A 24,643-nucleotide genomic window follows, 5' to 3' on the forward strand; every position below is an offset into this window, starting at 1 on the left:
CTGAAAGGACGAATAATGGTTCGCTCCTACTTGTTGACAGGGCTCAGCAGCCGCTTGAGTTCCGATACAAAATCTTCCACATCTTTGAATTCACGGTAAACCGAGGCAAAACGAACATAAGCGATATCGCTAAGCTCGTGCAATTTCGCCATGACCCGTTCACCGATAACGTGGGAAGGGATTTCCTTTTCGCCGGTCTCACGCAAATCCCGTTCTAGTTCATCGATAAACTCTTCTATTACGTTCATGCTGATGTCCAATTTTTGGCACGCTTTACGGATGCCCGATCCGACCTTTTCCCGGCTGAAGACTTCCCGCCGACCATCTTTTTTGATGATCATGATGGGAATTTCTTCGATGTGCTCGTAGGTCGTGAAACGCCTGGTGCAGTCGATGCATTCCCGACGGCGGCGGATCGCGGTACCGTCTTTGCTGACCCGTGAATCGATCACTTTGTTATCAAGCTCACCGCAAAATGGACATTTCATACAATTAGCCCTCCCGCTGACTATCCTTTATATGATCCAACGAATCACACTTCATGCACCTTCCGTTAAGGTGATGGTGACCATCGACGTGGATGGAGACAATTGCCGACAGGCAACGCCCGCTTGATCGAACATGGTCCTGGCGGCGCGAACCGAATCCGTGTCGACATATTTGTTGGACAGGTAGACCACTTCCTGGATGCCTGCCTGAATAATGACTTTGGCGCATTCATTACAGGGAAACAGCGCCGTATACAGGATGCAGTTCGTCAGGTTGCCGGGCACGCTGTTTAAAACCGCGTTGAGCTCTGCATGACAGACATAGGGGTACTTGGTGTCAAGAAAATCTCCCTCACGGCACCAGGGTAGGGTGTCGTCGGAACAACCGGTGGGAAAGCCGTTGTAGCCCACACCGACAATCCGCTTCTGGCGGTTGACGATGCAGGCCCCGACCTGGGTGTTGGGATCCTTGCTGCGCTTAGCCGACAGAAGGGCCACGGCCATGAAATAGTCGTCCCAGGAGAGATAATCTGATCGTTTACCGCTTGCTGCTGGTTTCATGGGGTCAATTCCTGATCGTCCCTAATCGTCTGACGGGGGATAAAGTGGAAAGGCATCGCAAAGCGATTGCACTTGATCGCGTGTCTTTTTCAGCACCGTTTCATTTTGAGGATCACGCAGCACATCACTGATCAGATTGGCGATGATTTTCATTTCGTCAGCTTTCATTCCCCGGCTGGTCACATAGGGCGTGCCCAGGCGGATTCCGCTGGTGATGTTGGGCTTGCGGGTATCAAAGGGAATGGCATTCTTGTTGACCGTGAGGCCGGCACGACCCAAGGCCACTTCTGCATCCCGCCCGGTAACATTCAGCCGGGTCAGGTTGACCAGCATCAGATGATTATCGGTGCCACCGGAAACAAGATCGACCCCATTCGCCAGGAGTGTTTCGGCCAGGGTGGCGGCGTTGGTGACAATATCTTTTTGGTACTGACGAAAAGGAGCACTCAACGCTTCCTTGAAGGCGACGGCTTTGGCGGCGATAACGTGCATCAGGGGGCCGCCCTGGATGCCGGGAAACACCTGGCTGTTGATTTTCTTGCCAAAGGCTTCACGGGCCAGAATCAGCCCGCCCCGGGGGCCGCGCAGGGTTTTATGCGTGGTGGAGGTGACCACATCGCAATGCGGAATCGGAGAGGGATGAACCTCGGCGGCCACCAGACCGGCGATATGGGCCATGTCCACCATTAAAAAGGCATCCACGGCGCGGGCGATTTCAGCCAGGGCCGCGAAATCGAAGAGCCGCGGATAAGCACTGGCACCGGCCACGATCATTTTGGGACGGTGCTGCTGGGCCAGTTGTTTGACCTGATCGTAATCGATGGTTTCCGTTTCCCGACTCACGCCATAATGCACAAAATTGAATAGGCGCCCGGAAAAACTGACCTTGGATCCATGGGTCAGGTGACCGCCATGGGCCAGGTCCATGCCCAGGATGGTGTCTCCGGGATTGAGCAGTGCAAAATAGACCGCCATATTGGCCTGAGAGCCGGAGTGGGGCTGGACATTGGCGCTGTCTGCCCCAAACAGGGCCAGGGCCCGGTCGATGGCCAGCTGTTCCGCCTGGTCAACGAATTCACAGCCGCCGTAATAGCGTTTTTCAGGATAGCCTTCTGCGTATTTATTGGTCAGAACGCTGCCCTGCGCTGCCATGACCGCCCGGCTGGCGATGTTTTCCGAGGCAATCAGTTCCAGGTGGGAGTGCTGGCGCGCGGCTTCATCTTCGATGACCCGGGCAATTTCAGGATCGACTTTTCGAATTAACTCTGTATTCAACGGTGGTTCTCTCTTTCTAATATTCACGGCTTCGGTATGAACCCGATATCTGCGTCTTGAATCGTTCTTAAATCGTGTCAAACATGTCCAGCCGGCGCTGATGCCGACCGGCCTCAAAAGGCGTTTCCAGCCAGGTCTGCAGGATTTCCAGGGCCAGAATATCGCCGATGACCCGGCCGCCCATGACCAGGATGTTGGCATTGTTATGGCGCCGGCTCATGGCAGCCGAAAACAGGTCATTGCAAAGGGCGGCGCGGACATGGGGAAATTTGTTGGCCACCATGGACATGCCCAGCCCCGTGCCGCAGATCAGAATTCCGCGCTCGAATTCACCCGACGACACTTTTTCGGCAACGATTTTACCGGTTTCCGGGTAGTCCATCGAGGTTTCACTGTGGGTGCCGACGTCGGTAACGTCGATGCCTTGGTCGGCCATCGCTGATTTGATTGTTTCTTTAAGCCGATAGGCTGCATGGTCGCAACCGATGATGATCCGTTTTGGGGCGGATGATTCGGTCATGATACTGGCTTCCTTTCAATGACAAAGTATCAACAAAATAGTTAACATGTCTACATATCCAGAACGTGGAGGCATCGCAAGGAAAAAAATGGCCTGCGTCTGCATCCGAGCGATGAAATGTTGATGATTCTGACTGGCTTGGACCGATGAGATGGGATTTGGGTTGCGATAAAAAATGTGCCCGATTTTGTCAGACTTAAGCGTATCGACAAGGCGTATGGATGGTTATAGAACCATTTTGAACAATTAATGCCGTACGATTACTTCTTTCGACGTTGCATACTCCATTTCCAATCCAACGAGAGAAGGAGGAGCCCTGCTGATGGCCTTCGATAGTTTGGTTCTATTGTTTGTCAGCTAATTCTGCGGAGAATGCGCTTTAATTAATTTTTCCATATGCCCGTATGAATACTCTTCGGCATAATAAACCGGCGTATGGTTGTACTTATCGGTGATCGTTGGATCGGCACCGTATCGTAGCAAGATTTCGGCAACATTTTAACATTCCAATGAACTATGGCTCGTAGCGTTTCAATATCAGGCTTGCGTTGGTCCCCCCGAAACCGAAAGAGTTGGACATGGCATAGGTAATATCCGCCTTGCGGGCAACATTGGGAACATAATCCAAATCGCATTCATCACCTGGGTTTTCCAGATTGATGGTGGGCGGAATGATTCCGTTTTGCAAGGCCAGCACGGTAAAGACGCCTTCAATACCACCGGCACCGCCCAGCAGATGACCGGTCATGGATTTGGTGGAGGAGATGGGGACTTTTGTGGCCGATTCTCCGAACACCTTTTTAATCGCCCGGGTTTCGTAAAGGTCGTTAAGCGGTGTGGAGGTACCATGGGCATTGATGTAGTCGATGGTATCGCAGGTGATGCCGGCACTGTCGATCGCCGCCTGCATGCACCGAATCATCCCATCCCCATCCGGGCTGGGAGAGGTCATATGATAGCCGTCGCCGCTTTGGCCGTAACCGACCATCTCCGCCAGAATGGGCGCGCCCCGCTCCAGGGCATGGTCCAGCGCTTCCAGAACCAATATCCCCGATCCCTCGCCGACCACGAATCCGTCTCGATCACGGTCAAAAGGCCGCGATGCGTGCTGGGGATCGTCATTGCGTGTGGACAGGGCTTTCATGGAATTGAACCCGGCGATACAGGTTGGGGTGATGACCGATTCCACCCCACCGGTAATCATGGCATCCGCCTGCCCGCGCAAAATCGTATTACAGGCATCGCCAATGGCATGGGCGCCGGCGGCACAGGCCGTGGCCACGGAAATATTGGGCCCCTTGGCGCCCAAATGAATCGAAATCATGCCCGGGGCCATATTGCCGATGAGCATGGGAATGAAAAATGGGCTGCAGCGTTTAGGCCCTTTTTCCTGGACCGTGCGGGCGGTCAACTCCAGCATCGCCAGCCCTCCCAACCCGCACCCGGTGATCACACCGATACGCGGCCCGTTTTTTTCATCGATGGTCAGACGGGCGCTTTCAACGGCCATCCGGGAGGCTGCCACGGCATAGGCAATGAACTTTTCCGTACGCTTGGCCTCTTTTTTGGGGAGAAAGTCCTCGGGGTTGAATCCCTTTACTTCACCCGCAATTTTGGTGATAAACCCGGTCGTGTCGAAACTGGTGATTTCGCCAATTCCCGAGCGTCCCTCACACAGGGCCGGCCAGGTTTCATCGATGCCGATACCCAGCGGTGTAATAAGCCCCAATCCGGTAATGACAACCCGTCTGCTCAACGATTCGTTCCCTTCTGGTACAATTGTGAATTACCAATACTTGAGTTTGAATGAAAGAATGATGCCACTTTGTGGTGGTACACCATTCATCCACTCGACAGTCTCATCTTAAAACTATTTTAATGTTCCTTGATGTAATCAAAGGCATCTTTGACGGTGACCATTTTTTCAGCGTCTTCGTCTGAAATATCCACGTCGAACTCCTCTTCCATGGACATGATCAGCTCCACCAGGTCGAGGCTGTCGGCGCCGAGATCATCGACAAAAGATGCTTCCGGAACCACCTCGGAAATATCGACACTCAGTTTCTCAGCGATGATTTTTTTGACTTTATCTTCTACAGACATGTGTTTCTCCTTTCATGGATTGAGAAAAATGCGAAATTGTAAAAAATCGGAAAGGACGCATCACGGCATCTAACCATGGGCAGCCCCTCCTCTATTTTATGCTCAATGGGTTACATATACATGCCACCACTGACATTGATCACCTGACCGGTAATATAATCCGCCGCCGGAGAGGCGAGAAAAGCGACCACCCCGGCAACTTCCTCGGGCGTTCCGATGCGACCCATGGGAATCTGGTCGAGCATGGCCTCCTTGGCTTTATCCCCCAGGCGGTCGGTCATTTCGGTGTCAATATAGCCGGGGGCCACGGCATTGACGGTGATGTTGCGGCTGGCCAGTTCGCGAGCGACGGCTTTGGTCAGGCCGATGATACCTGCTTTTGCGGCGGCGTAATTGGCCTGGCCGGGATTGCCGGACACGCCCACGATCGATGAAATATTGATGATGCGGCCATAGCGCTTTTTCATCATGGCTTTGGCCACCACCTTCATACAGTTGAAGGTGCCTTTCAGGTTGATATCGATCACCGCGTCCCAGTCGGCTTCTTTCATGCGCACCAACAGGCCATCGCGGGTGATGCCGGCATTGTTGACCAAGATATCAATGCGCCCGGCTTCTTTAAGGATCATTCCCAGATAGTCCGCCACCGCTGCTTCCGATGAGACATCTACCTGGTGGGTGTACGCCTTGCCGCCGGCCGCCTCGATACTGGCAATGGTGGATTGCGCCGCCTCGGCATTGCTGTTGAAGTTGAAATAGATGGTGGTTCCCGGTGCACTCAGCGTTGTGCAGATCGTGCGTCCGATGCCTCGTGATCCACCGGTGACCACGACAATCCGATCGGTTGATTCACTCATGACGCCCTCTCGAAAATGTGGTCGGCAATACGGTCCATGTCATCGATGACGCCACGTACACTGCCCTCTAATACGGTCAGATCAAGTGACTGCACAAAATCGTCTACGGCAGCGGTATCGATCCCCTGGCTGCCCCATGCAATCAATCGGGATTTTTCGGCTACCAAGCGGGCACAGGTACTGGCGAAAACACGCGCGGTGGCCAGGGTAATGTCGTCGGCCTGACTGGCAGCCCTGAGACCCATGGCATGACCGACCTCAACGTAGGTCATCATTTCGGATAGGGCGAACATCACCTGCTGATGGCGGGTGAGGCGGTTGACGTGAGCAAAATCGATGGTGCGATTCAGCGCCCGGGCACAGGCGGCGATGGTCTGACAACCGGCCTGGTCGCAATCGCCATGGCACTTGTCCATGTCCGTGGCGATGGTTTCGTAATAAGCGCCTTTGCTTTTACGGGTTTTTTTCCAGCGGAAGGTGGAAATGATATTTTGCTGAATTTCGCTGGTACCTTCATAGATGCAGGTGATTTTAACGTCCCGCTTGATCTTTTCCACACCGAATTCCGTAATATAACCATAGCCACCCAACGCCTGCATGGCATCGTCGGCCGCCCGGTTGGCCGACTCGGTGGTGAATAATTTGGCGATGGAGCCTTCCACCTGCAGATCGTCGTCTTCCGTGTCCAGACGCCGGGCAATGGCCTCGATATAGGCGGCCGCGGCCTTCATATTGACCCAGTGGGGAACGATCAATTTGTTGGTATAGCCTTTTTTCTCGGAAAGCGGGGAACCGAATTGCACCCTTTCATTGGCATACGGAATGGCGATCTCAAGGGCGGCTTCACCGGCGCCCAGGGCCATGGCAGCGACCATCAGCCGCGTATAACCAAACACCTGGTTGGCCTGCTTGAGTCCTTTGCCGGGCGTCTCGCCGATCATGTTCTCAACCGGCACCACCACATCCGAGAATGTCAAGGGTGAGGTGTTGGATGCCCGGATGCCATGCTTTTCCTCTCCCTTGTGCTGCTTGAATCCTTCGGTGCCTTTCTCCACAACGAAAAAGGTGGGGCCTTCCGGTGTATGGGCCAAGACGGTTACAAAATCAGCATAGCCGCCGGTGGAGATAAACTGTTTGGAGCCATTGATTTTATAACCGGTGATGGTGCCGGCATCATCGGTGATCGGCTCGGCCTTGGTTTTGAGTGATGCCAGGTTACTGCCGGCCTCCGGTTCGGTAACGGCATAAGCGACCAGGCTTTGGCCTTCGGCAACGGCGCCCAGCCATTTTTCCTTTTGCGCTTCAGTTCCGCCGACAATAATGGGATCCGAGCCCAGCTGAATAGCAAAAAAGGCTGTTCCCACGCCCAAGCAGATTTTGCTCATTTCACGCGTCACAACACAGCAGTCCATGGCACCGCCGCCCATGCCGCCATACGCTTCGGGAATAAAGAGCAATTGAAGTCCGACATCGGGGCTGAGCATTTCCCGAACCGCTTCCTCGGGGAAAATCTCATCCCGATCCCATTCTAGGACAGCTTGTTTGGTAAGCAGACGTTGGGACAACTGATGGACGGTATCGACCACCATTTGCCGAGTTTCTTCATCCAAACCACCACCTTGCGGACGATGGGTTCCGGTTTCAGTCATATTGGTTTTTCCTCTTGGAAATTCAGTGAGTCAGGCAGCTTCGTAAGAAGCCCGATTCCAGTCGATACAGCTATCCCTCACACCGTAATTTCGGGGGATCGACAATTCTAATTGTCAGGGATATGCAACGATTGATTTCGACCTTCTTACGAAACCGGTTATGCATGTGGTGTTTTTCGTTGTTATCAATCTTCGTCTTTGGTGATGACACTTTTCCCGTTGTATTCGCCACACTCGGGACAAGCATGGTGGGGAAGTTTGGCTTCGCCGCATTCCGGACACACACCCACGGCTGGTGCATCGATTTTTTTGTGAGTCCGTCGTTTATCTCGTTTTGACTTGGATGTCTTGTGCTTTGGTACTGCCATCAGTAATCTCCTAATATTTTGAAATAATTCTCTATTATCCAGAATCAGCACGCTTTTAGAAGCGTTGCGCCAGTAGTAATTAAAATGCCAAAGAATGTCAAGGGTTTTCCTGAAATTCTTTTCCAGCCTGCTCTTGTTCCCCTATATAGGATGTGCTATTTAGGTGCCGACTGTTGGTCGATGTCTGGTTGGCTTTTTATAATTATAAATAATTACAGATTATTATATGCATTTTTGCTGAGCATTGACAATCCGCCGGGACAACAATCGATAGGATCGGGGATGATCAAGCGGCGCGGCCAAAGAAGCAATAGAACGCATCACGAATCGTTAAAAATATCTTATTGCTTTACTAGATGTGAAGTCTTTCATATCTAATAACTAACTGATAACTAACTGAACAAGGCAAATTATGATGAATTCCATTATTACTCGATTCCCCCCAAGTCCAACGGGTTATCTTCATGTTGGGGGTGCCCGTACGGCTTTGTTTAACTGGTTGTATGCTCGCAATAAAAAAGGCAAGTTTGTCTTGCGTATCGAGGATACCGATACCGTCCGATCCACCCAGGCGTCGGTGGATGCGATTTTCGAAGCCATGCAATGGCTGGAACTGGACTGGGACGAAGGACCTTTTTTCCAGACGCAGCGTTTTGATCTGTACCGGGAATATCTGCAAAAATTGTTGGATTCGGGCGATGCGTATTACTGTACCTGCACACCCGAAGAAGTGGATGCCATGCGTCAGAAGGCCAAGGCTGAAGGTGGCAAACCCAAATACGACGGACGCTGCCGTGATCGTGGCCTGCCCAAATCGGACAATGCCGTGATTCGGTTCAAGTCCCCGCTATCGGGCACAACGGTGGTGGAGGATGTCATCAAAGGAAATATCGTTTTCCAAAACAGCGAGCAGGATGATTTCGTGATTTGCCGCAGTGACGGTACCCCCACCTATAACTTTGTGGTGGTTGTGGATGATATCACCATGGGCATCAACACGATCATCCGGGGGGATGACCATGTGATGAACACGCCCAAACAGATTCTGCTCTACAAGGCGTTGAAGGCGTCGCTGCCAGTGTTCGGCCATGTCCCCATGGTGCTGGGGAAAGACAAAACCCGACTTAGCAAACGTCATGGCGCCATGTCGGTGACCGCCTATCGTGACATGGGCTTTCTGCCCGATGCGTTCATCAACTATCTGGTTCGGTTAGGGTGGTCCCATGGTGACCAGGAATTTTTTACCCGTGAAGAACTGGTCGAGAAATTCAATCTGGAGAGTATCGGTAAATCCGCCAGCGTTTTTGATATGGATAAGCTGACCGCGCTCAATGCCGATCATATCCGGGCGGCATCGGTTTCCGAGTTAGCGCCCCGGCTCCTGCCGTTTTTGCAGGCCAAGGGCTATGACGCGGTTGATGATCAATACCTGAAAGGTGTGATCGAAACGTTGCACAATCGCAGCAAGACCCTTGTGGAAATGGCCGAGGGTGCACATTTCTATTACCGCGAGGATGTTCGCCCGTATGACGCAAAGGCGGCCAAAAAATTTTTCAAACCGGAGATGGCCAAGGTTTTAGCGTCTCTGGCCGACCAATTGGAGACCCTGGAGGATATGTCCGAAAAAAAACAGGAGGCCGTCTTCAAGGACCTTATGGAGCAAACGGGATTGGGGTTTGGCAAAATCGCCCAACCGGTGCGCGTGGCGCTTACCGGCACAACAGTCAGCCCCGGCATTTTTGAAATGATCACCGCTTTAGGAAAGAAACGAGTCGTCGACCGACTCAAGTTAGCCGTTGAATTTATTGAATCAATGGGAAGCTGATTGATCATACCGGCAATTTAAGCTTGACTCCGTTGACGCTTTTGTGTAAACGGGCACCTACCAGTTGCTGGGGGATCGTCTAATGGTAGGACAGCGGACTCTGACTCCGTCAATCAAGGTTCGAATCCTTGTCCCTCAGCCAAAACGAAATCAAGGGGTTACAAATCAACGATTTGTGGCCCCTTTTGCTTTTTAGGGTGCCGTGTAAGCAGGGTGTAAGCAAATTCGGTCAGTGCGTTGGGAGTAAGGTAAGGACTGATTCTATTGTAATAGAGCACAATTTTGTGTTATTTTAATTTATTGATGGACGAATGAAAAATGGTTGTCGGCATGTAGGTAATTGCGACCTTTACCAGATAGAATCCTTCTGCACATATTCACTTATAACTCTTTGTTGTGGTCCGTAAATTTGTGGCTACTGCATATTGGTGTGTCTTTTTTTTCCTATTGACAGGAGCTTTTAATTGTTTAGATATATGTAAACTACTTCCTAATGCTATATGACTATTGAGCCGATAATATTCTACAAGGGCAAAAAATTCACTGTTGAATGTGCCATAGAAGCGAATGGAGATTCTCCGAGTGAAATTTTTTTCGATGGAATAGACAAAAATCAACGGGCCAAAATCACATCGGTAATCAAGAGATATGCAAATTTTGGGAAAATATCAGATAGAAGGAAATTTAAAAAAGTTGAAGGAGACTTGTGGGAGTTCAAACACTATCAAATACGGGTAATAATGTTTCATACCGAGCGTGGTCACATTGCCCTGGCAAACGGATTCATTAAAAAGCAAGACAAAATCCCTAAACGCGAAATTGATCGAGCGAAGCGCATTAAAAGCGAATATGAAAAAATCAGAGAGGAGATGCGCCATGAGTAACAAAACTATTAATGAGCAATGGATGGAAGATCCTGAATTTGAACGTCTCATGGCTCAAGAAGATTTTATTATGGAGGTCACGGAGTCTTTTTGTGACATCTTGCAGGACGAAAACGTTAAAAAAAACAAGCTTGCGGTAATGCTTGGAAAAACGAAAGGGTACATTTCCCAAATTTTAGGTGGTGGACGCAATCTGACTCTGAGAACCATGGCTGATATTGCATTCGTTCTCGGATATGAAATTGAAATTAAATTTGTCAAAAAAGCTAAAAGTACCCGCAAAGATACTTTCAATTTCCCTTGGGACGTTGGTAAAAAAGAACGTGTCCACGTCGGTGCTTGCGACACGCCGATCGGTAATTGTTTTGCCTCTGATGATTACATTAGTTTACCTCAACAATTACCGAGAATTGCGTCATAATATGGAAATTACTAGAACAAAAGACGAATTGAAATCCCTTACGCGGGTTGTAAATAAGTCTCTGCTATCACGCATCTTTCTTATTCAATCTAATGTTGAAAGGTCTATTGATGCCGAAACTTATGATCGTGTAAATGGAGAAGTTCAATTTGAAGGAGACTTGATCGATTGTAGTGATGAATATTTTAATTCAAAGGTTTCTCTAACCGTAAAAGGATTAAATGGCGATGGCGTGGTAATTGTCAAAGTGTGCTGTGATTATATGCTTACCTACAAGATGAAGGCCAACGCTGAATTGTCAAAAGAAGATTTGAAAAACTTTAGCAATACCAATGCATTATATAACGCATGGCCATATGTTCGTGAATTCGTACAGGCAATGTGCAACAGAATGGAAATCCCACCGATGACATTGCCGTTGTTAAGGATTGTCCCTGAAAGAACTGTTGCCAAAGCAAAAAAAGCGATCCCCCAAAAAAAACCAATAAAAAAATCGGCACCCACTAAAAAAGCTACGGCCCCTAAATGAGGGGCCGTTTTTATTTCAAATGATGGTCCGGCTGGTAAGTTAAACGGGGCAACTCTAATTGATTGTCACTGAAATGGCATTGGGAATCTCTGCCTTGGCTATGTTTATAGGGCACCCCAATGTGGCTAAGTGGACCGTCGCACCACAGTTGTAAGGCTCGCAGGCATCTATATCATTAGCCTATTTATCAAAAAATAAAAGCCCCCCGGTCCCCAAGGTTTTTTGGATCCACAGGTTCCTATGCAACAGATTCTATCGTTGCTTATAACTTAAGATGCCACCAATGATGGGTTAATTAGCTTGCTTTTCAATGAAAAACTATAATGACATTGTGTGCAATGGTGGCCTTGGTATTATACAGAATGTTTTAATAAATTTATTTACAATATCAATACTTTTGACAAGGCTATTGGAGAACACATTGGAAATGCCAACATTTTGCTTGTCTTCTACTAGTGAGGTGGCACAATTCGAGTCAATGCTCAACAAATACGTAGAGAATCAGACTCAAAATCCACTTAATCATATCTCATTAGTCAAGGTATTTGAGCAGCTGCAGTCTCGAAAAGACGGCGGACGAATATTCACGGCGCTTCTTGATGTTCAGATTAACTTTTCCCTTCTTTATTTAGACTTAATCAAGGTTGGACGAACGTGGAATTCTTTTTTCAGTAAAGGTAAACTTGAAGGTGGTTCTATTCTAGATTCTCCTGTTAAATTTTTCGGGAAAATGGATATTCATCGTTTCAGCACGTCTTATATCCTCAGGTATCGGGCATTGTGGGATAAGGTCATGGGATTGTTAGTGATGGCAATAATACCAAAAAAATATGATCATTTTGTTACTTCTAAGAGCAGGAAAAAGGAGTTCAAGAAGATATTTCTTGAGTCTAATATCTTAGATGAAAAGACACTTAAAACAATCGAAGACCTTCTTACACAATTCGACAATACGTTCAGGACAGCAGAGGCACATGGAACTGGAAGACTAAGAAAATACTCACTTACAATGGAGTCTTTAGACAAAAACCCACAGATCGAACTTATCAAATTCTGGAATTCAATTAATGGTGTAATCGCCGGACTGCCAAAAATGTTTGAGTATCCGAAATAGTAAGTCGCTGGAAATCAGGGGGCAACCGAATCCGCCCCCGTTGTTTCACATTACGTCTTCAACCTCCGTCAAATCCCGGACAGCCGCTGGGAATTCCGTAATGATATGACCTCAGCTCTTTTCAACTGGCGGTGCCGCTGATCCTGGAAAGGGCGAGTGATTCAGATGCCAATTACCGATCTTGCTTTTTATTGTTTTGGAAAGCGCCTCTTCAGAAAGTCTGGTTTCTATAGCCTGGGTGACCTATATGTTGACCTCTTCAAGAAAGCTGTATCACCTTTTCAGCGATGTCTTAACGGCTGTTAATACTAATTGTGCAGTTGATCAACTGCCGGCAAAGACGTTTTGATCTTGATGATCTTTTACAATTTTACCTAGTTGACAAATGGCACCCATAGACTACCGTCAAGCGTAAACCCAAATTGACTTGATAATCTGACCTGATTATGGTGTTTTTAACCATACCCTTCTATTAAAGCTTGGAGAAAAAATGGACAAGGAATCAATCCGTAAAAAATTCCTACCGGAGAATGTTCGATAGGACAGGGATCGAAAGGAATCAGATATGCCCCAATCAAGATCCAAGACACTCTTCGTTATTTTCGTTGGGCCTGAACAGCATGCCGGACCAGGTAATAGATACTACACGAATGATGGAGAGGTAACCGGCATCAAGGGCAAAGCAGCTAAATTCTATACATTTGGTGATGCAAAAGACTTTGCTGCGGAAAACAATATTGATCTCACTGCCAGAACCCATATTGGTCGCGAAGATTTCACAGAATTCGAACTTGCGAATGATTAGAAATGTTTGTCGGCCATTCCCGAGCCAACCTGGGTGTCTATAGAAAAAGCCCCAGGTACAACATCCGAGAGCCAGCGATAATGTAACGAAGACCGCTGAAACCTATCCAGCCTCGAAACAACCGAACTCATTAATCTTCAACCGCGGTCTACCATCAACTGGATACGTTTTAGTCTTGGCCGGTATTCGAACCGGTACCTCATCGCCGAAAATATCGGTAAAAATGGGATCGATACCGATGTCAATAAATTGGTCCTTCTCGTGGTTCTCATTCATTCTGCACCTCTCAAAAATGACCCTCGAATTAAACAGTGTTGCATGCATTCAAGCTGTTACGACAAATGGCTTCAACATCACCAAGTCACCAAAACGGCATCCATTGGCTTAAGCAGAGTCACCTGAAAATATTTCAACAGATCGTAATATTCGTCAAATCCACAATCCTTAACAATTTCAGACTTTTTCTTCTTGCTAACAGGCTTATTGTTTACGAAAATTCCGCTTTCCGTGATCACCAGCCGGGTAACCGACTTGCATTTGCCGTGGAACAATTCTCCATCGGTATCACCGATGGAGCCAAAAATAACGAGTTCCCCACCCTTAACCGGGTTGGCTTTGGGAAATTGATGGTTATAAAACGTGATTGTCGATGTGACACCATCCAAAATCCATTCTGCCATGTCCATGCCGACTGAAATCACCGCCTTTTTCATCGTGCCTCCTTGGCTGTTTCCCTTCGGCGCCGCACAAATAGGGACCTGGCAAATGCCATCAACCGCTTAAACGGGCTGTCACCGTCATCGTAACAGAGCCAGTCAAACAAATAGATGTCGCGGGAATCGAGCCAACCCACCAGGCGCCAACGCCACATGTACCACCGGCGGGAACCGAAGCACTGATCGAAATAATATTCATGGGCGTAGTCGCGGCCGGCTACCAATAGGGCCTTTTTGGGGTTCATTCCCCGGGAAAGATAAAAATCAAAGCCGCTCACGAACAGGCCGACACGTTTTTGGAATTCGTCTTTGTCTTTGAGGTGCAGATATGCATCAGCATCGTCATAATCGGTGATTGGTTCATCCGTCATGGTCAGCCCCCCTTTCCCGGCCCAGGTCCATGGCATCCGAAGCAAGATCGGCCAAGTGGGTGCCGCGGATCAGGGAAAATTCATGCAGGCGTTGCTGGGCCATTACAACACCCTCCTTGGCCATGGCTAAAAGTGCCTGCAGTTGCGCTTCCGTAATGTCCACCTCACGGCTTTCGATCACATCAATTACGGTGCCCAGGATCTCGCGGGCCTCGATGGCATCGGTCATCGCTTTGCCGATCCAGGATTCTGTATCAATAGCTTGTTCGTTTTGCATGGTGTTTTACTCCTCTTTTGGGTTGATTTGATGTCATGGCCGTGACATCATAACCATTACATATGGATCGCTCTCTGTCAATGATAAACTTTTTACAAATAATTGATTTTATAGTAAATTTATAAAGCTTTCTTTATTTAAAGCTATCTTTATTTCTTCATTGTTTTACTTCTTAATTTTCTCACTTAAAGACATTTTTCAGTTCGGGGAATCATAACCCACTGAAATAACAGCCGACATCACTTTAGGCTATATCGTTTATGATTGCGGATAATTATTTGGCCATGTTGATGGAATCGTGATATTCCTTTGACGGCCGACAGCCGGTACTTTTCGATAAGATTATCGCAAAGTCATTTTCTTCTATAATATCTACTATTTATTTTTAAGTAATCGATATCTATACATTAAATCGGATGTAACGATTCGTTACCTCTAAGGGCTTTCGCTAAAACTTGCAAAAAACGGCACCTTGACATCATACAGTGATGTTTTTTGCCATTTCTTTGACGTCGGCAACCTTCATGTTGTTGTCCTTGGCAAAGGAAGATATTGCCTGGTTCTTGGTCAGCTTGTCCCGGTAGATGGATGCCATCATGTGCCCATGAAATTTGGCCAATACGACATCGCGTTCAGCTTTCTCGCGTCCCTGCCGTTCCTTTCGGGCGATCTTTTCCATGGTGGCCGCCTTCAACTGTGCCTTTTTCGTTGCTTCTTCAAGTGATTTCATCGTCTTTGGCTCCTTGAGTTTCTTTTTGAAGGCTTTCTGGGCCTTCAGATAATCATCGAAAGCCTTCTCGGACTTCATGGCCCGGGCCGACCGCTCAACAGTGGATAGCTCTTTCTGGTTCAGAAATCGGTTGGCCGAGGACCGGTCACCGCCGAACCCGATTTTTTCGGCATCCTTTTTCATCTCGGCCATGATCAGCCGTTGCACCGCCGGTCCCCGCATCGTGACGAACACCTTTAAAACGTGCTTGCAGCATGCTCCGGTCAGTTTCGGATTGCGAATTTTTGGATAGCTGTACTCAAGCGGTTTCACGGCAAAACCGCCGATGGTTGCCAAGTATCGGTACCAGTATTGATGCCGGCCGCAATCACAATCGAAGGATATGCGGCCGTTGAGGATGCGTTGGGCAGCCTGATTAAATGGTAAGGTGCTGGTCAACCAGTCGCCCCATTCGTCCAACCTGACTATCACCTGGTGGTGCGTGTATTGGCTGCCAGGGCTGGCTGAAGTTTGAAAATGAAGTTTGACACCATCAGTGCTGTTAAAGATTCGGTAAAATCGAGCTGTCCGAAGGTCGGTCTTGCACCTCTCAATATCCACTGACTTGGACGCCTTAATCAGCTGGTCTATGCGGACACCACGCTTACCGGCGCCATACTTTTTTCGGGTGGCCTGTGCCTTTTTATCGAACTTTTTCAGATCATCAACGGTGAATGCGGTCCCATCACGGTTGACACCATAAAGAAGGTCCAACGGGGCACCTGACGCCAAATGCTTGCGCATCACTGCTGGCGTCAAGGTGCCGACCGCTGACCGCCGCTTCTCGGCCTTGGCCCGGCGGATTTTATTGAATAGCCGTTCAAAGGCCTTGAATTCCGATTGGGTTTGCCTTGCCATGGATTACTCCTGATCAGTCGGTCATCGGCTCGAGCGTTACCGGATCCAGGTGATTGCCACGCAAATGCCTTCTGGCCTTTACGAACGCGGCATGGGCAACACCTAACTTGTTTATGGCATCATCTAACATCACCGAGGATTCTTCAGCGCATTGGGCCTGCAATCGAATCCGGTCGATATCGGATTCGTCATCGCCAGTATCGGCGTTGATATGCCCTTGGACCAAATGAGATAAGGCTGCCAGCAAATAGCCATGGACATCATTCAGAAGGGGGCCAAGGGCCTCATCCTCCACGGGTAGCTCGTCATTTTGAATTTCTAACAGCGTGACGGCATCGGCTACTTGCCGGTATGCTTTTTTAGCGGATTGAGCTTGCAGGAGAAGCCGGTCTATAGGTGGCATCCCGTCTCCATTTTTTGAGGTGAAAAAGAATTTGTCGATCAGGCACCTCCACGCGGTGGACAGATCTCCCGATAACTTGGTCGGCGTCGGACCGCCCATGGCATCGAGTTCTCCAATGGTTAGTTCAAGAATTTCAACTATGTCGAGAAGTGTGTCTTTCATGTCTTAATTCCCTCAATTAATTGTTCTTTTATTATCTTCAGCGGCTTGGGCAGCAAAAGAGTCGTTGCCCTTTAAGCGCTCCTTGAGATCGGCAACATACTTGGTCCGTTCGGTCACGATCGTTTTTCGCTCTTGTTAGATTTCCGACAAAAGCTCCTGGCGTCTGGCGAGAATAGTGTCATCCGAAATGAGATCGCCATCATTCGGTTCCGGTTCAGTCGGTTGCTGCTTGCTGAGCATGATCTCCATTGGGCGGGGTAAATTGATTCCCAAACGCATGAACTCGATGGCCGCTCTTGTGATATCGATTTTTTCGTTGGCAAGCTGGTCAAACAGGCGATTGACCTCAGCGAGCTTTTCCAGGCCGCGGATTGCCGGCAGGATACGTTCAATGGCCCGTTGCATTTCGCTAACAAATTTGGCAGCTTCCAAGGCTTCGGCGGGGCCTTGGATCGGCTCCCAGTTGGCCGAAGATTTGGCAAGGGATTCCAACAGCTCAAAAAGTTGCAAGTGGAAAATAAGGGCCTTGGCATATATGTCCTGATATCGTTCGGCCACCTGTTCGTCTATCAGCATATCTCGGGTTTTAGAGTCAAAAACGTGCCTCATCCGTGCCTTCTCAGCACGCCATCCCCGCGTTGCTTTTTTGAATCCATGGGCGTTGGGGTTCATGCCATGTTTACGACCGAATTCCGTAGCTGAAGCGTAATCGCCGGCAATAAATTCGGTCTTGAGCGCACCCCAATCATGCCGCTGATTCTTGGGTTTATTTTTGGGTGCACTCTTGGATTTTTTCTGGGGTTTGTTTTTAAGCTTGGAGAGCACTTTTCTGAAATACGCCAATGACACTGGAGCACCGAGTTCCTTGGACCGCATGGCGCAGAAATCGGTTTGTGAAATCTTGTCGCCATCTGATTTCAGTTTCAGAAAAATGCGGGCCTCATCTTGATATTTTAATTTGTCCGACATTTTGACACCTCTTTGTTGTGGGCCGGCCGATCACCGGCACCGGCCCGGGTATTGTTTATCGCCGTCCGAAAAAATCTCGCAGGCGTCCTGTGACGGTGCTGCGTAGGATTTTTATGTTTGCATCTTCTCGCCCAAGGAATTTCAGAGAAACGTTTTTGGATGGCTGAGGCATCTGCCATCGGCAAATGGCGTCGATCAATTTGGGACTGGGAAGTACCGGCGTCATCAAATACAAAACGTCCAAGCGCTCAGGGTCGACCAGCTCCAGCTCAAAAACCGATCTGGTGGTGATCAACACCTGGACCTTACCGGTTTCGGCACGGGCCAAGATGCCATCACGAATATCGCCCGGGGTTTCCTCGGTCAGCACCGCCGTGGTGAGGCTTTTGTTGAGGGCCTTGGTAACGGTCTGGCAATACTCGGCCGACTCGCTGAGCGCCACGACAAGGCCACCGCCGGCCAGTCCTGTGAGGTCCCTGGCAATGGTTTCCGTTCGGGCTTTGTCGCTATAAAGCTTTTGCATTTTAGCATGATATGCGGCCCGCTTCCCGGCCATGACATCGGCTTCAGAGGCCTTTCCGGATGCGTTGGCGTATAGATCAGACATCGTTTGGTTCCGTGCTGTATTTTGTTTCGCAAGCGCCTCACGGCGTTTTTTGGCCCATGCGGGGGCCATCGGGCGGGAGGGTACTGCTGTTGTTTCGGGTGGCTGGTTACCGCTGGTCACATGAGGTGGTGTGGGTTGGCTGCCTGAAACCATGGGAAGGCCAAATTCAGATGACCGTAGCTGTTTGACGCTCTTTTCCAGGGAGGCCAGCCGAGAATTTATTTGGTCAAGGTTTTCGTAAATTTGTTGCAGGTTTGTTTCCATTTTTAAACACCTGATATTTTGAGTTATTTGAATGAGAAGTTCTTGTCCAGGTCCAGGCGGACATCCCTCGAAGTTTGCCGCATGGTTCGTTCAAGCATCACGTCCTCGTGCTCAACCTGTTCGGCGATGCTGCGCGATTCTTGGTTGGCAGCCATGATGGCACCCAAAAGCTTGGGTGCACGGTCCGCAATGCAGTTGAAACAAAGCGGTTTTTCAATGTCTGGGTAATCAAAAAACCACCACGGTGTTTCGGGTCTGTCAGTACGCCCGCAAATGGGGCATTTTTGGCTGTCGGTGTTTTCGTTTTTGGCTACGATAAGTTGGTATTTTCTCATTTTTTACCTCTTGATTTTTGTTGTGAATTATTACCCATAAGTTCGATCAATCTCACTCCGATTAAGCATGCGAGATGTTTCAATTTGCAGGTTCACCTCACACCGAACAAGGTGTCCGTCCTTGGTTTTTTCTTTGTCCAGTGGTTGCGTCATGCCGGCAATCAAACACGGTGTGTATAGGGCAGTGCGGCCAATGTTGATGGACACTGGGGCGGGCCTTCTGCCAAATTTGAGCCCGCCGGCATGGATTTCGAAGGGGGCCATTTCGTTCACGTTCGGTGATGCAAACTTCTCGAGATACCGCAATGCGTCCATAACCTCTTTCTTGGCGTCGGCCAGGGCATAAAGCTTGAGCACCAGGTTGAACACATGCGGGCGGTTGCCTTCCCATATCTGAGCCGACGAAAGAAGGGTCTTGCTTGTGGCGTCGGTTTTTTCTTGAATCAGGCCGCCAATTTTTTCGAATTTTCCACCGATGGTATCGTTTTCGAACGGGCTGTTCCAGTTGGCTTGCACCTCTTTGCTGGTACCCTCGCCGATCACACCGACCACACAGGTGTTGCCCTGCTTGATCCAGGCCTTTAGGTAGGGGCTGATATTCTTGTCGGCATTGCCAACAATCGTCACACCCCCTTGGTTCCAGATATATGTCATTTTTTTAGTCTCCTTCATTAAAACGGGATGTTTTCATCGTCATTTGGATCCAGGTAATATTCACTAAGGTCCTCACCCTCGGGTGTGACATGAGTACGCTTCCCATTTGATGGTTTTGAGTCCGATCTCTTTTTGGACGATGCCTCAACGTGGCCCTGTGAGCGTAGGTCAGCAGTTACCAGCTTGCGAACATGTTCCATTTCAGGTGGGCTCAAAAACATCAGATCGTAATATTTTGTCTCGCCGTTTTCCTCGCCTCTCTGTTGTGGCATCGCGATCCACAAACCGCCATTTTTACCATTCATTAAACGGCATCCCTTGACGGTCAGGCCGTGGTATCTCAAATCAAAGAATCCTTTGATGGCGCCGCGGTCGTATGGTTTAAAATTGAGTGCTGATACGGTCATCCCTCATCTCCGTTTGGGTTTTGGGGCCACCTGTCGCCCAAAGGAGTAAAAGCGACAGACGGCCCCGTATTCCGGGATGTCTAAGGTCCCGGGTTAACACTCACGAGCCGTGCCGTTTAACTCGCGAGTGGGAAGTGGTGAGGAGCACCCGGCGCAGGCCGTTGAACCGGGTGCCCCGATTGCCGTCGGCGGGGGTGACGGCAAAAGCAAAATCAGTTTTTCATTCTCGTCTGTGCACAGGGTTGAATAACTGAATAACTGAATAACGTCTCACTGTCTCAAAATTTTTTAACGCTTCAATATTATTGTGTTATTCAGTTATTCAGTTATTCAGTTTGTCAGTTCTATTAGTTCACCGCAGAACCCCACGGGGAAAACTGTGAATAACTGTTTTTCAGCCTGTTTTCTTGCCCGAATAACTGAATAACGTCTCAAGTGTCTCATGTTTTAATCCACTACACTGTATGCCTTGGAGTTATGTGGCCCAACTGAGTAAAATATCTGCCCTGCTTGTGAGGCATCGTTTTCATGGACCGCAGATACGGCCAATACTCTTCGGAGGCCATGATCCGAAACTCCTGATATGCTTTTAAATCCTTTAATAATGTCGAGTTGTTTGACATGCCCCTGGCGTCCCTGAAGGAACTGACGGACAAGATCTTCGATCTCTTCGTCGGTGAGTTTTCCCTTGGCCCCTGGTGTCCAATCCGGGACTTCAACGGCTTCTTCATGCTGAGTGACAATTCGGGTTCCACGCTCAATATGGAATGAAATTGGTTCATATAATCCGCGGACCTTCGCTCCTCGATCTGGATCCACGACTGTGGTAACGTCGATCCCATCTGGCGTACTCACAGCCTCGAAAAATATCAAAGCGTCAGTATCGCTCTGGATGTCGCCGACGCCTTCAAAAATTAGATTCCCGTCAGGTGATCGGTATTTGTTCGCATGTCCCAGCAGTACTATTGTTGCCCCGAGTGATATGAGTTGCCGCATCAGCTCGAAGAATGGTTTAACGGACCGTTTGTCCATCACATTCAGGAATTTTTTTAATGTATCGAAAAAAAGAATGGTGTCATCGAATCGCTGCTTTTCGACAACGGCTTGTCTGAGCGTTCCGATGATATCGTCAGGCCCTTTCCCATGGGTCAGGGGGTTAATCCAATGGAACTTGTCGCCGATCTCTTCAGCGCGTTCGAACATACGCTTATGGTCCGAAGCAGGGCTGTCACAATCCAGATATAGACATTTGACTCCATGGCATTTGATCACCCACGGTGCTACAAACTCGAACATTATTGCCGTCTTACCGCCGCCTGCTTTGGCGATAATAACAACTATCTGATTTTTTATGATTAAATTGGGAAGGTACCACTCCTCTTGTCCAAGCATGACGGTGTACTCCTTTTCAACTCTCAGCCCGGTCAAACATTTAAGGGCATTGTTCCGCCCATTGCATGGGGTGGGGCGCTTCTCGGGAGGAATGTAAGGCGGGCAGCCATCGATCATGACAGAAAGCCGTTCAGTCGCTTCTGTGGGGTCATCGAACCGGCTGATGAAGTCGTAGACGTCCTCTTTTGGGGAAAGGCCTGGCAAGATCAGCATTTTTAATTCAGCCACCATGCTATTTAACGACGTTGCCACCTTTGTCATATGGTTTTTGCCGGGATCATCATTGTCGGGGATGAGCACAACTTGTTTTCCGCTCAAATATCTCGAATAGCTATCTACCCATTTCCCAGCACCCATAGGACTTGTGGTTGAAGCGAATCCATGATTTCGAAGTATCTCAACGCACTTTTCCCCTTCGACCACCAAAACCAGGGGTGCCCCGATCACTTCAGGGAGACGATACAGAACCCGCTCAATGCCCTTGAGGTTCCAGATCCATTTGCCATCTTTCCCCCGCCGGCGTTGCCGGAAATCCTTCTTTTTGCCATTTTTGCCCGGTTCGATGCGGACCACCTGGAACAAGTCTCTGCCGTTGGCGTCAACATAATCAAAAGTGGCCGTGATTTGTCCCTTGGGTGTCTTGGCGTCGAAAATCCCGAAATCGCGGGCAATGCCATTGAGGATTTTTGTAAAATCTGAGGTGATGTGAAAGCCTTTGAACTTTCCGAAAAAATGAAAGATGTCGCCTTGGGCTCCGCATCCATGGCAAAACCATTGGCCCGTCTCGGAATCAAAGTTCAGACTTGGGTCCGTGTCATCATGGAAAGGACAGATGGCGCGATATTCGTGACCGTTTATTTTTTCGCACTTTGAAAGATACTTTTCGAAAAATGGGACAAAGCTGTTTGAGAAGTGTTCTACGATTTTCGCCTTCATGGCCCCCGCCCGGCTTGTTGTTATTCTTCCACAGACTCACGGACCCCGAACACTCGTTCGAAGGCGTCTGCCGGCCACCAAAGATAGCCGTTCGGCGCTTTGATCGGTTTGAACCCCTGGTAATGACCTTTTTTGCTGTGACTCCGATGGACAGTACGGGTTTTTACTCCAAGGGCTTCGGCAAACTCTGCTGTTCTAACGTATTTTTTTTGGGGTTCCATAACTGCCTCTACTTTTTGAGTGTTTTTGCATCGCATTGGTTGAAAGAGTTCGAATCTTGTTGATCTGTAACCATATTAGGATTTTTTGAAATCGTGTCAACTATTTGATATTATTATAAAAAAACTATAACAAATAGTTATAGTGGCAATGGAAGGTTTTGGAATTGTTCGTTATTTTTTCGGCGGGATGGCGGGTTGAATTGTGTGAAAGGTTATTGTGTACTGAAATTACAGGAAATAAATTTTAAAAAAAAATCTCGGAATACAAGTTTTTGTTATAATTTTTTTTTGGTGAGTGAGGTGGAATAGGATAGGTGGGTCGGGATGGACCCTTTTAAAATCTACGATTTTACCAATTTCAGTTCGGGTTCCTCGGCAAAAGGTTGAGGAATGCCGGCTTGCTCAAGTATCCATTTTTCGATTTTTTCATGCCATAGCCTTAACAGGTCCAGCGGCCGGCGCCGGTAATGTTTCTCGGCGATTACCGATGGCTTATGGCCCATTATCTGAGCGACGATACCAACTGGCACCTCAACCCACTCGGAAAGTGTACCAAATGACCGACGCAGCCCATGGACGGTCAGCCGATCAATTCCGGCCTTGGCAAGGCAAAGGTTGTGCGTTCGTCGAGGTTCCTCGATCCTTCCAGACTTGGCCTTGGGGCTCGAAAACACCCACTCATTTTGCCGCGGTAAGGGATTGAGCAGGGCGGACACATATGGTGTTAATGGGATGGTTCGCTCACCTTCGACCTTGTCATGGATGGTAAGGGATTGCCATTTAAAGTCGACATCGTCCCACCTTAAAGTTGCCAGCTCATTACGGCGAGCGCCGGTTAATAGCAATGTTTGAAGGTATGCCGATATGATGGGGTTTTTATAATCGCGGACGGCTTTGAACCATACCTTTAGCTGTTCACGTTGAAGGCAATCGTTTCGTGGTTCCTGTTTTGGGACATATTCGTTTTTAATTCGCGGGCTACAGGCATCCGGTGACGCCAGCCCCTTGTAATCAGGATGGACGTTGCACCAATTAATAAAGGTCCGAAGTAGGTTGAATGATAGGCGGGTACGGGCCGGATGTTTGGGCGATTCTTTTTTTAACCAGGATTCGATATTTTCGGGCGTCAATTCATTCAATTTCAAGGTCATCAACTGTGCCAGGGGGCCTGGTTTGATCTTTTTATTTTTACCACGCTTGGCATCTTGGCCACCTTTTTGCGAAAGGACCTGGTGGTCTCTGAGGTGGCGGGCGCTCCATTTACCTTTGCGGTCATCAATATATTCGTCCCAAGCCTCGGCAACGGTCACCTCCTGGCGGGTGGCTTCAGCCTGTTTTGCCACATGCTCGGCCAAACGCTTGATTTTTTCCTCTCTAGGGTCGATTCCTTGATCAAGCATTGCCTGCAGGCGTCGGGCTTCTTGGCGCGCTCCTGGCACTTCGGGGTCGTTGCTGTCAATGGCCCATGTTCTAACATCACCAATTTTGAGTCGTATCGTCGAACCAGAAAAAAGCCGACCTTGGAAAATATAGACTTTTGAGTTTTTCGTGGCCCTGACACCCAGGCCAGGCACTTCAGAGTCCCAAAGGAAAGTTTGTTTTGCACCTTCAGCAACTTGAAAATCTTGCACCCGACCGGCCGTCAGCTTAACACGGGCCATATTGCCCCCTTGATTTCATGATCCGAAGGTTATCGTGTAAGCACAATGTAAGCAAATTTCATCAATAATTGTCAAGATCTCTCAACATCTTTCAACATAAATAAAATGAGAATTAACCCATAAAATGTGATAATATAAAGATTTTATTGGTAATAATATTTTTTTTACCAACACTCTTCGACACCTTTCAACATACGTCACACTGCCAGTTTTGCGGACTCTGACTCCGTCAATCAAGGTTC

29 protein-coding genes, 1 tRNA gene and 1 pseudogene are annotated in these 24,643 nt (G+C 48.7%); 7 read left to right on the forward strand and 24 right to left on the reverse strand.

The features are described from left to right. Positions 1-26: 26 nt before the first annotated feature. The 9 genes from nrdR to rpmF form a co-directional block, all read right to left on the reverse strand. A complete protein-coding gene (gene nrdR, locus Dvar_RS05620) occupies positions 27-488 on the reverse strand; it encodes a transcriptional regulator NrdR (protein WP_419660724.1) in 462 nt (153 codons plus the stop codon). Between the two features lie 51 nt (positions 489-539). After that, the gene (locus Dvar_RS05625; protein WP_419660725.1) at positions 540-1,049 is read right to left on the reverse strand and encodes a deoxycytidylate deaminase; all 510 of its coding nucleotides are present in this window, start codon (positions 1,047-1,049) and stop codon (positions 540-542) included. Between the two features lie 21 nt (positions 1,050-1,070). Beyond that, positions 1,071-2,324, reverse strand: a complete 1,254-nt coding sequence (gene glyA / locus Dvar_RS05630; RefSeq protein WP_419660726.1) for a serine hydroxymethyltransferase — start codon at positions 2,322-2,324, stop codon at positions 1,071-1,073. Between the two features lie 67 nt (positions 2,325-2,391). Further along, on the reverse strand, positions 2,392-2,844 hold the full coding sequence (rpiB, locus tag Dvar_RS05635; RefSeq protein WP_419660727.1) for a ribose 5-phosphate isomerase B: 453 nt from the start codon (positions 2,842-2,844) through the stop codon (positions 2,392-2,394). 514 nt (positions 2,845-3,358) lie between these two features. Continuing rightward, positions 3,359-4,600, reverse strand: coding sequence for a beta-ketoacyl-ACP synthase II (gene fabF / locus Dvar_RS05640; protein WP_419660728.1), 1,242 nt, complete (start codon positions 4,598-4,600; stop codon positions 3,359-3,361). Positions 4,601-4,719: 119 nt separating this feature from the next. Beyond that, entirely contained in the window at positions 4,720-4,947 is a 228-nt protein-coding gene (acpP, locus tag Dvar_RS05645; RefSeq protein WP_419660729.1) for an acyl carrier protein, read from the reverse strand. A 110-nt stretch (positions 4,948-5,057) separates the two neighbouring features. Continuing rightward, the gene (gene fabG / locus Dvar_RS05650) at positions 5,058-5,804 is read right to left on the reverse strand and encodes a 3-oxoacyl-[acyl-carrier-protein] reductase (RefSeq protein ID WP_419660730.1); all 747 of its coding nucleotides are present in this window, start codon (positions 5,802-5,804) and stop codon (positions 5,058-5,060) included. Then, on the reverse strand, positions 5,801-7,453 hold the full coding sequence (locus Dvar_RS05655) for an acyl-CoA dehydrogenase (RefSeq protein WP_419660731.1): 1,653 nt from the start codon (positions 7,451-7,453) through the stop codon (positions 5,801-5,803). Before Dvar_RS05655 ends, fabG begins: the two co-directional genes overlap by 4 nt. Before the next feature lie 185 nt (positions 7,454-7,638). Beyond that, positions 7,639-7,821, reverse strand: coding sequence for a 50S ribosomal protein L32 (gene rpmF, locus Dvar_RS05660; protein ID WP_419660732.1), 183 nt, complete (start codon positions 7,819-7,821; stop codon positions 7,639-7,641). Between the two features lie 415 nt (positions 7,822-8,236). On the opposite strand from rpmF, the gene gltX reads away from it, so the two are divergent. The 7 genes from gltX (at position 8,237) to Dvar_RS05695 (ending at position 13,399) form a co-directional block, all read left to right on the forward strand. Next, positions 8,237-9,646 carry a glutamate--tRNA ligase gene (gene gltX / locus Dvar_RS05665; RefSeq protein WP_419664071.1) on the forward strand — a complete coding sequence of 470 codons (1,410 nt, stop codon included), beginning with the start codon at positions 8,237-8,239 and terminating at the stop codon, positions 9,644-9,646. Positions 9,647-9,714: 68 nt separating this feature from the next. Continuing rightward, positions 9,715-9,788, forward strand: a tRNA-Gln gene (locus tag Dvar_RS05670). 358 nt (positions 9,789-10,146) lie between these two features. After that, a complete protein-coding gene (locus Dvar_RS05675; RefSeq protein WP_419660733.1) occupies positions 10,147-10,530 on the forward strand; it encodes a type II toxin-antitoxin system RelE/ParE family toxin in 384 nt (127 codons plus the stop codon). Continuing rightward, complete coding sequence (locus Dvar_RS05680) at positions 10,523-10,951, forward strand: helix-turn-helix domain-containing protein (protein ID WP_419660734.1); 429 nt, start codon at positions 10,523-10,525, stop codon at positions 10,949-10,951. Before Dvar_RS05675 ends, Dvar_RS05680 begins: the two co-directional genes overlap by 8 nt. A gap of 1 nt (position 10,952) precedes the next feature. Beyond that, complete coding sequence (locus Dvar_RS05685) at positions 10,953-11,480, forward strand: hypothetical protein (protein ID WP_419660735.1); 528 nt, start codon at positions 10,953-10,955, stop codon at positions 11,478-11,480. Positions 11,481-11,901: 421 nt separating this feature from the next. After that, positions 11,902-12,594 carry a hypothetical protein gene (locus Dvar_RS05690; protein WP_419660736.1) on the forward strand — a complete coding sequence of 231 codons (693 nt, stop codon included), beginning with the start codon at positions 11,902-11,904 and terminating at the stop codon, positions 12,592-12,594. Positions 12,595-13,159: 565 nt separating this feature from the next. Continuing rightward, positions 13,160-13,399, forward strand: coding sequence for a hypothetical protein (locus Dvar_RS05695; protein WP_419660737.1), 240 nt, complete (start codon positions 13,160-13,162; stop codon positions 13,397-13,399). 102 nt (positions 13,400-13,501) lie between these two features. Here the strand turns inward: Dvar_RS05695 and Dvar_RS05700 are convergent, their stop codons facing one another. From Dvar_RS05700 to Dvar_RS05770, 15 genes and pseudogenes are all read right to left on the reverse strand, one after another. Beyond that, on the reverse strand, positions 13,502-13,675 hold the full coding sequence (locus Dvar_RS05700; protein ID WP_419660738.1) for a hypothetical protein: 174 nt from the start codon (positions 13,673-13,675) through the stop codon (positions 13,502-13,504). A 77-nt stretch (positions 13,676-13,752) separates the two neighbouring features. Continuing rightward, complete coding sequence (locus tag Dvar_RS05705) at positions 13,753-14,112, reverse strand: hypothetical protein (RefSeq protein ID WP_419660739.1); 360 nt, start codon at positions 14,110-14,112, stop codon at positions 13,753-13,755. Further along, complete coding sequence (locus tag Dvar_RS05710) at positions 14,109-14,486, reverse strand: hypothetical protein (RefSeq protein ID WP_419660740.1); 378 nt, start codon at positions 14,484-14,486, stop codon at positions 14,109-14,111. The genes Dvar_RS05705 and Dvar_RS05710 overlap by 4 nt, the downstream gene beginning before the upstream one ends. Then, complete coding sequence (locus Dvar_RS05715; protein WP_419660741.1) at positions 14,476-14,763, reverse strand: hypothetical protein; 288 nt, start codon at positions 14,761-14,763, stop codon at positions 14,476-14,478. The genes Dvar_RS05710 and Dvar_RS05715 overlap by 11 nt, the downstream gene beginning before the upstream one ends. A gap of 478 nt (positions 14,764-15,241) precedes the next feature. Further along, on the reverse strand, positions 15,242-16,390 hold the full coding sequence (locus Dvar_RS05720; protein WP_419660742.1) for a hypothetical protein: 1,149 nt from the start codon (positions 16,388-16,390) through the stop codon (positions 15,242-15,244). A 13-nt stretch (positions 16,391-16,403) separates the two neighbouring features. Continuing rightward, positions 16,404-16,955, reverse strand: coding sequence for a hypothetical protein (locus Dvar_RS05725; protein ID WP_419660743.1), 552 nt, complete (start codon positions 16,953-16,955; stop codon positions 16,404-16,406). A gap of 135 nt (positions 16,956-17,090) precedes the next feature. After that, the gene (locus tag Dvar_RS05730; protein WP_419660744.1) at positions 17,091-17,924 is read right to left on the reverse strand and encodes a hypothetical protein; all 834 of its coding nucleotides are present in this window, start codon (positions 17,922-17,924) and stop codon (positions 17,091-17,093) included. 55 nt (positions 17,925-17,979) lie between these two features. Further along, positions 17,980-18,795 carry a hypothetical protein gene (locus Dvar_RS05735; RefSeq protein ID WP_419660745.1) on the reverse strand — a complete coding sequence of 272 codons (816 nt, stop codon included), beginning with the start codon at positions 18,793-18,795 and terminating at the stop codon, positions 17,980-17,982. Between the two features lie 23 nt (positions 18,796-18,818). Then, positions 18,819-19,130, reverse strand: a complete 312-nt coding sequence (locus Dvar_RS05740; protein WP_419660746.1) for a hypothetical protein — start codon at positions 19,128-19,130, stop codon at positions 18,819-18,821. A 30-nt stretch (positions 19,131-19,160) separates the two neighbouring features. Then, positions 19,161-19,784 (reverse strand): hypothetical protein, encoded by a 624-nt coding sequence (locus Dvar_RS05745; RefSeq protein WP_419660747.1) that lies wholly within the window; start codon positions 19,782-19,784, stop codon positions 19,161-19,163. Between the two features lie 17 nt (positions 19,785-19,801). Beyond that, entirely contained in the window at positions 19,802-20,191 is a 390-nt protein-coding gene (locus Dvar_RS05750; RefSeq protein ID WP_419660748.1) for a hypothetical protein, read from the reverse strand. Between the two features lie 447 nt (positions 20,192-20,638). After that, positions 20,639-22,156 (reverse strand): hypothetical protein, encoded by a 1,518-nt coding sequence (locus Dvar_RS05755; protein WP_419664255.1) that lies wholly within the window; start codon positions 22,154-22,156, stop codon positions 20,639-20,641. 174 nt (positions 22,157-22,330) lie between these two features. Beyond that, positions 22,331-22,519, reverse strand: a pseudogene (locus tag Dvar_RS05760) (CHC2 zinc finger domain-containing protein); the annotation flags it as partial. A 20-nt stretch (positions 22,520-22,539) separates the two neighbouring features. Beyond that, positions 22,540-22,740 carry a hypothetical protein gene (locus Dvar_RS05765; protein ID WP_419660749.1) on the reverse strand — a complete coding sequence of 67 codons (201 nt, stop codon included), beginning with the start codon at positions 22,738-22,740 and terminating at the stop codon, positions 22,540-22,542. Between the two features lie 341 nt (positions 22,741-23,081). Continuing rightward, entirely contained in the window at positions 23,082-24,401 is a 1,320-nt protein-coding gene (locus Dvar_RS05770; protein WP_419660750.1) for a tyrosine-type recombinase/integrase, read from the reverse strand. Between the last annotated feature and the right edge of the window lie 242 nt (positions 24,402-24,643).

This window comes from Desulfosarcina variabilis str. Montpellier, from assembly GCF_048565275.1.
Lineage (GTDB): Bacteria > Desulfobacterota > Desulfobacteria > Desulfobacterales > Desulfosarcinaceae > Desulfosarcina > Desulfosarcina variabilis.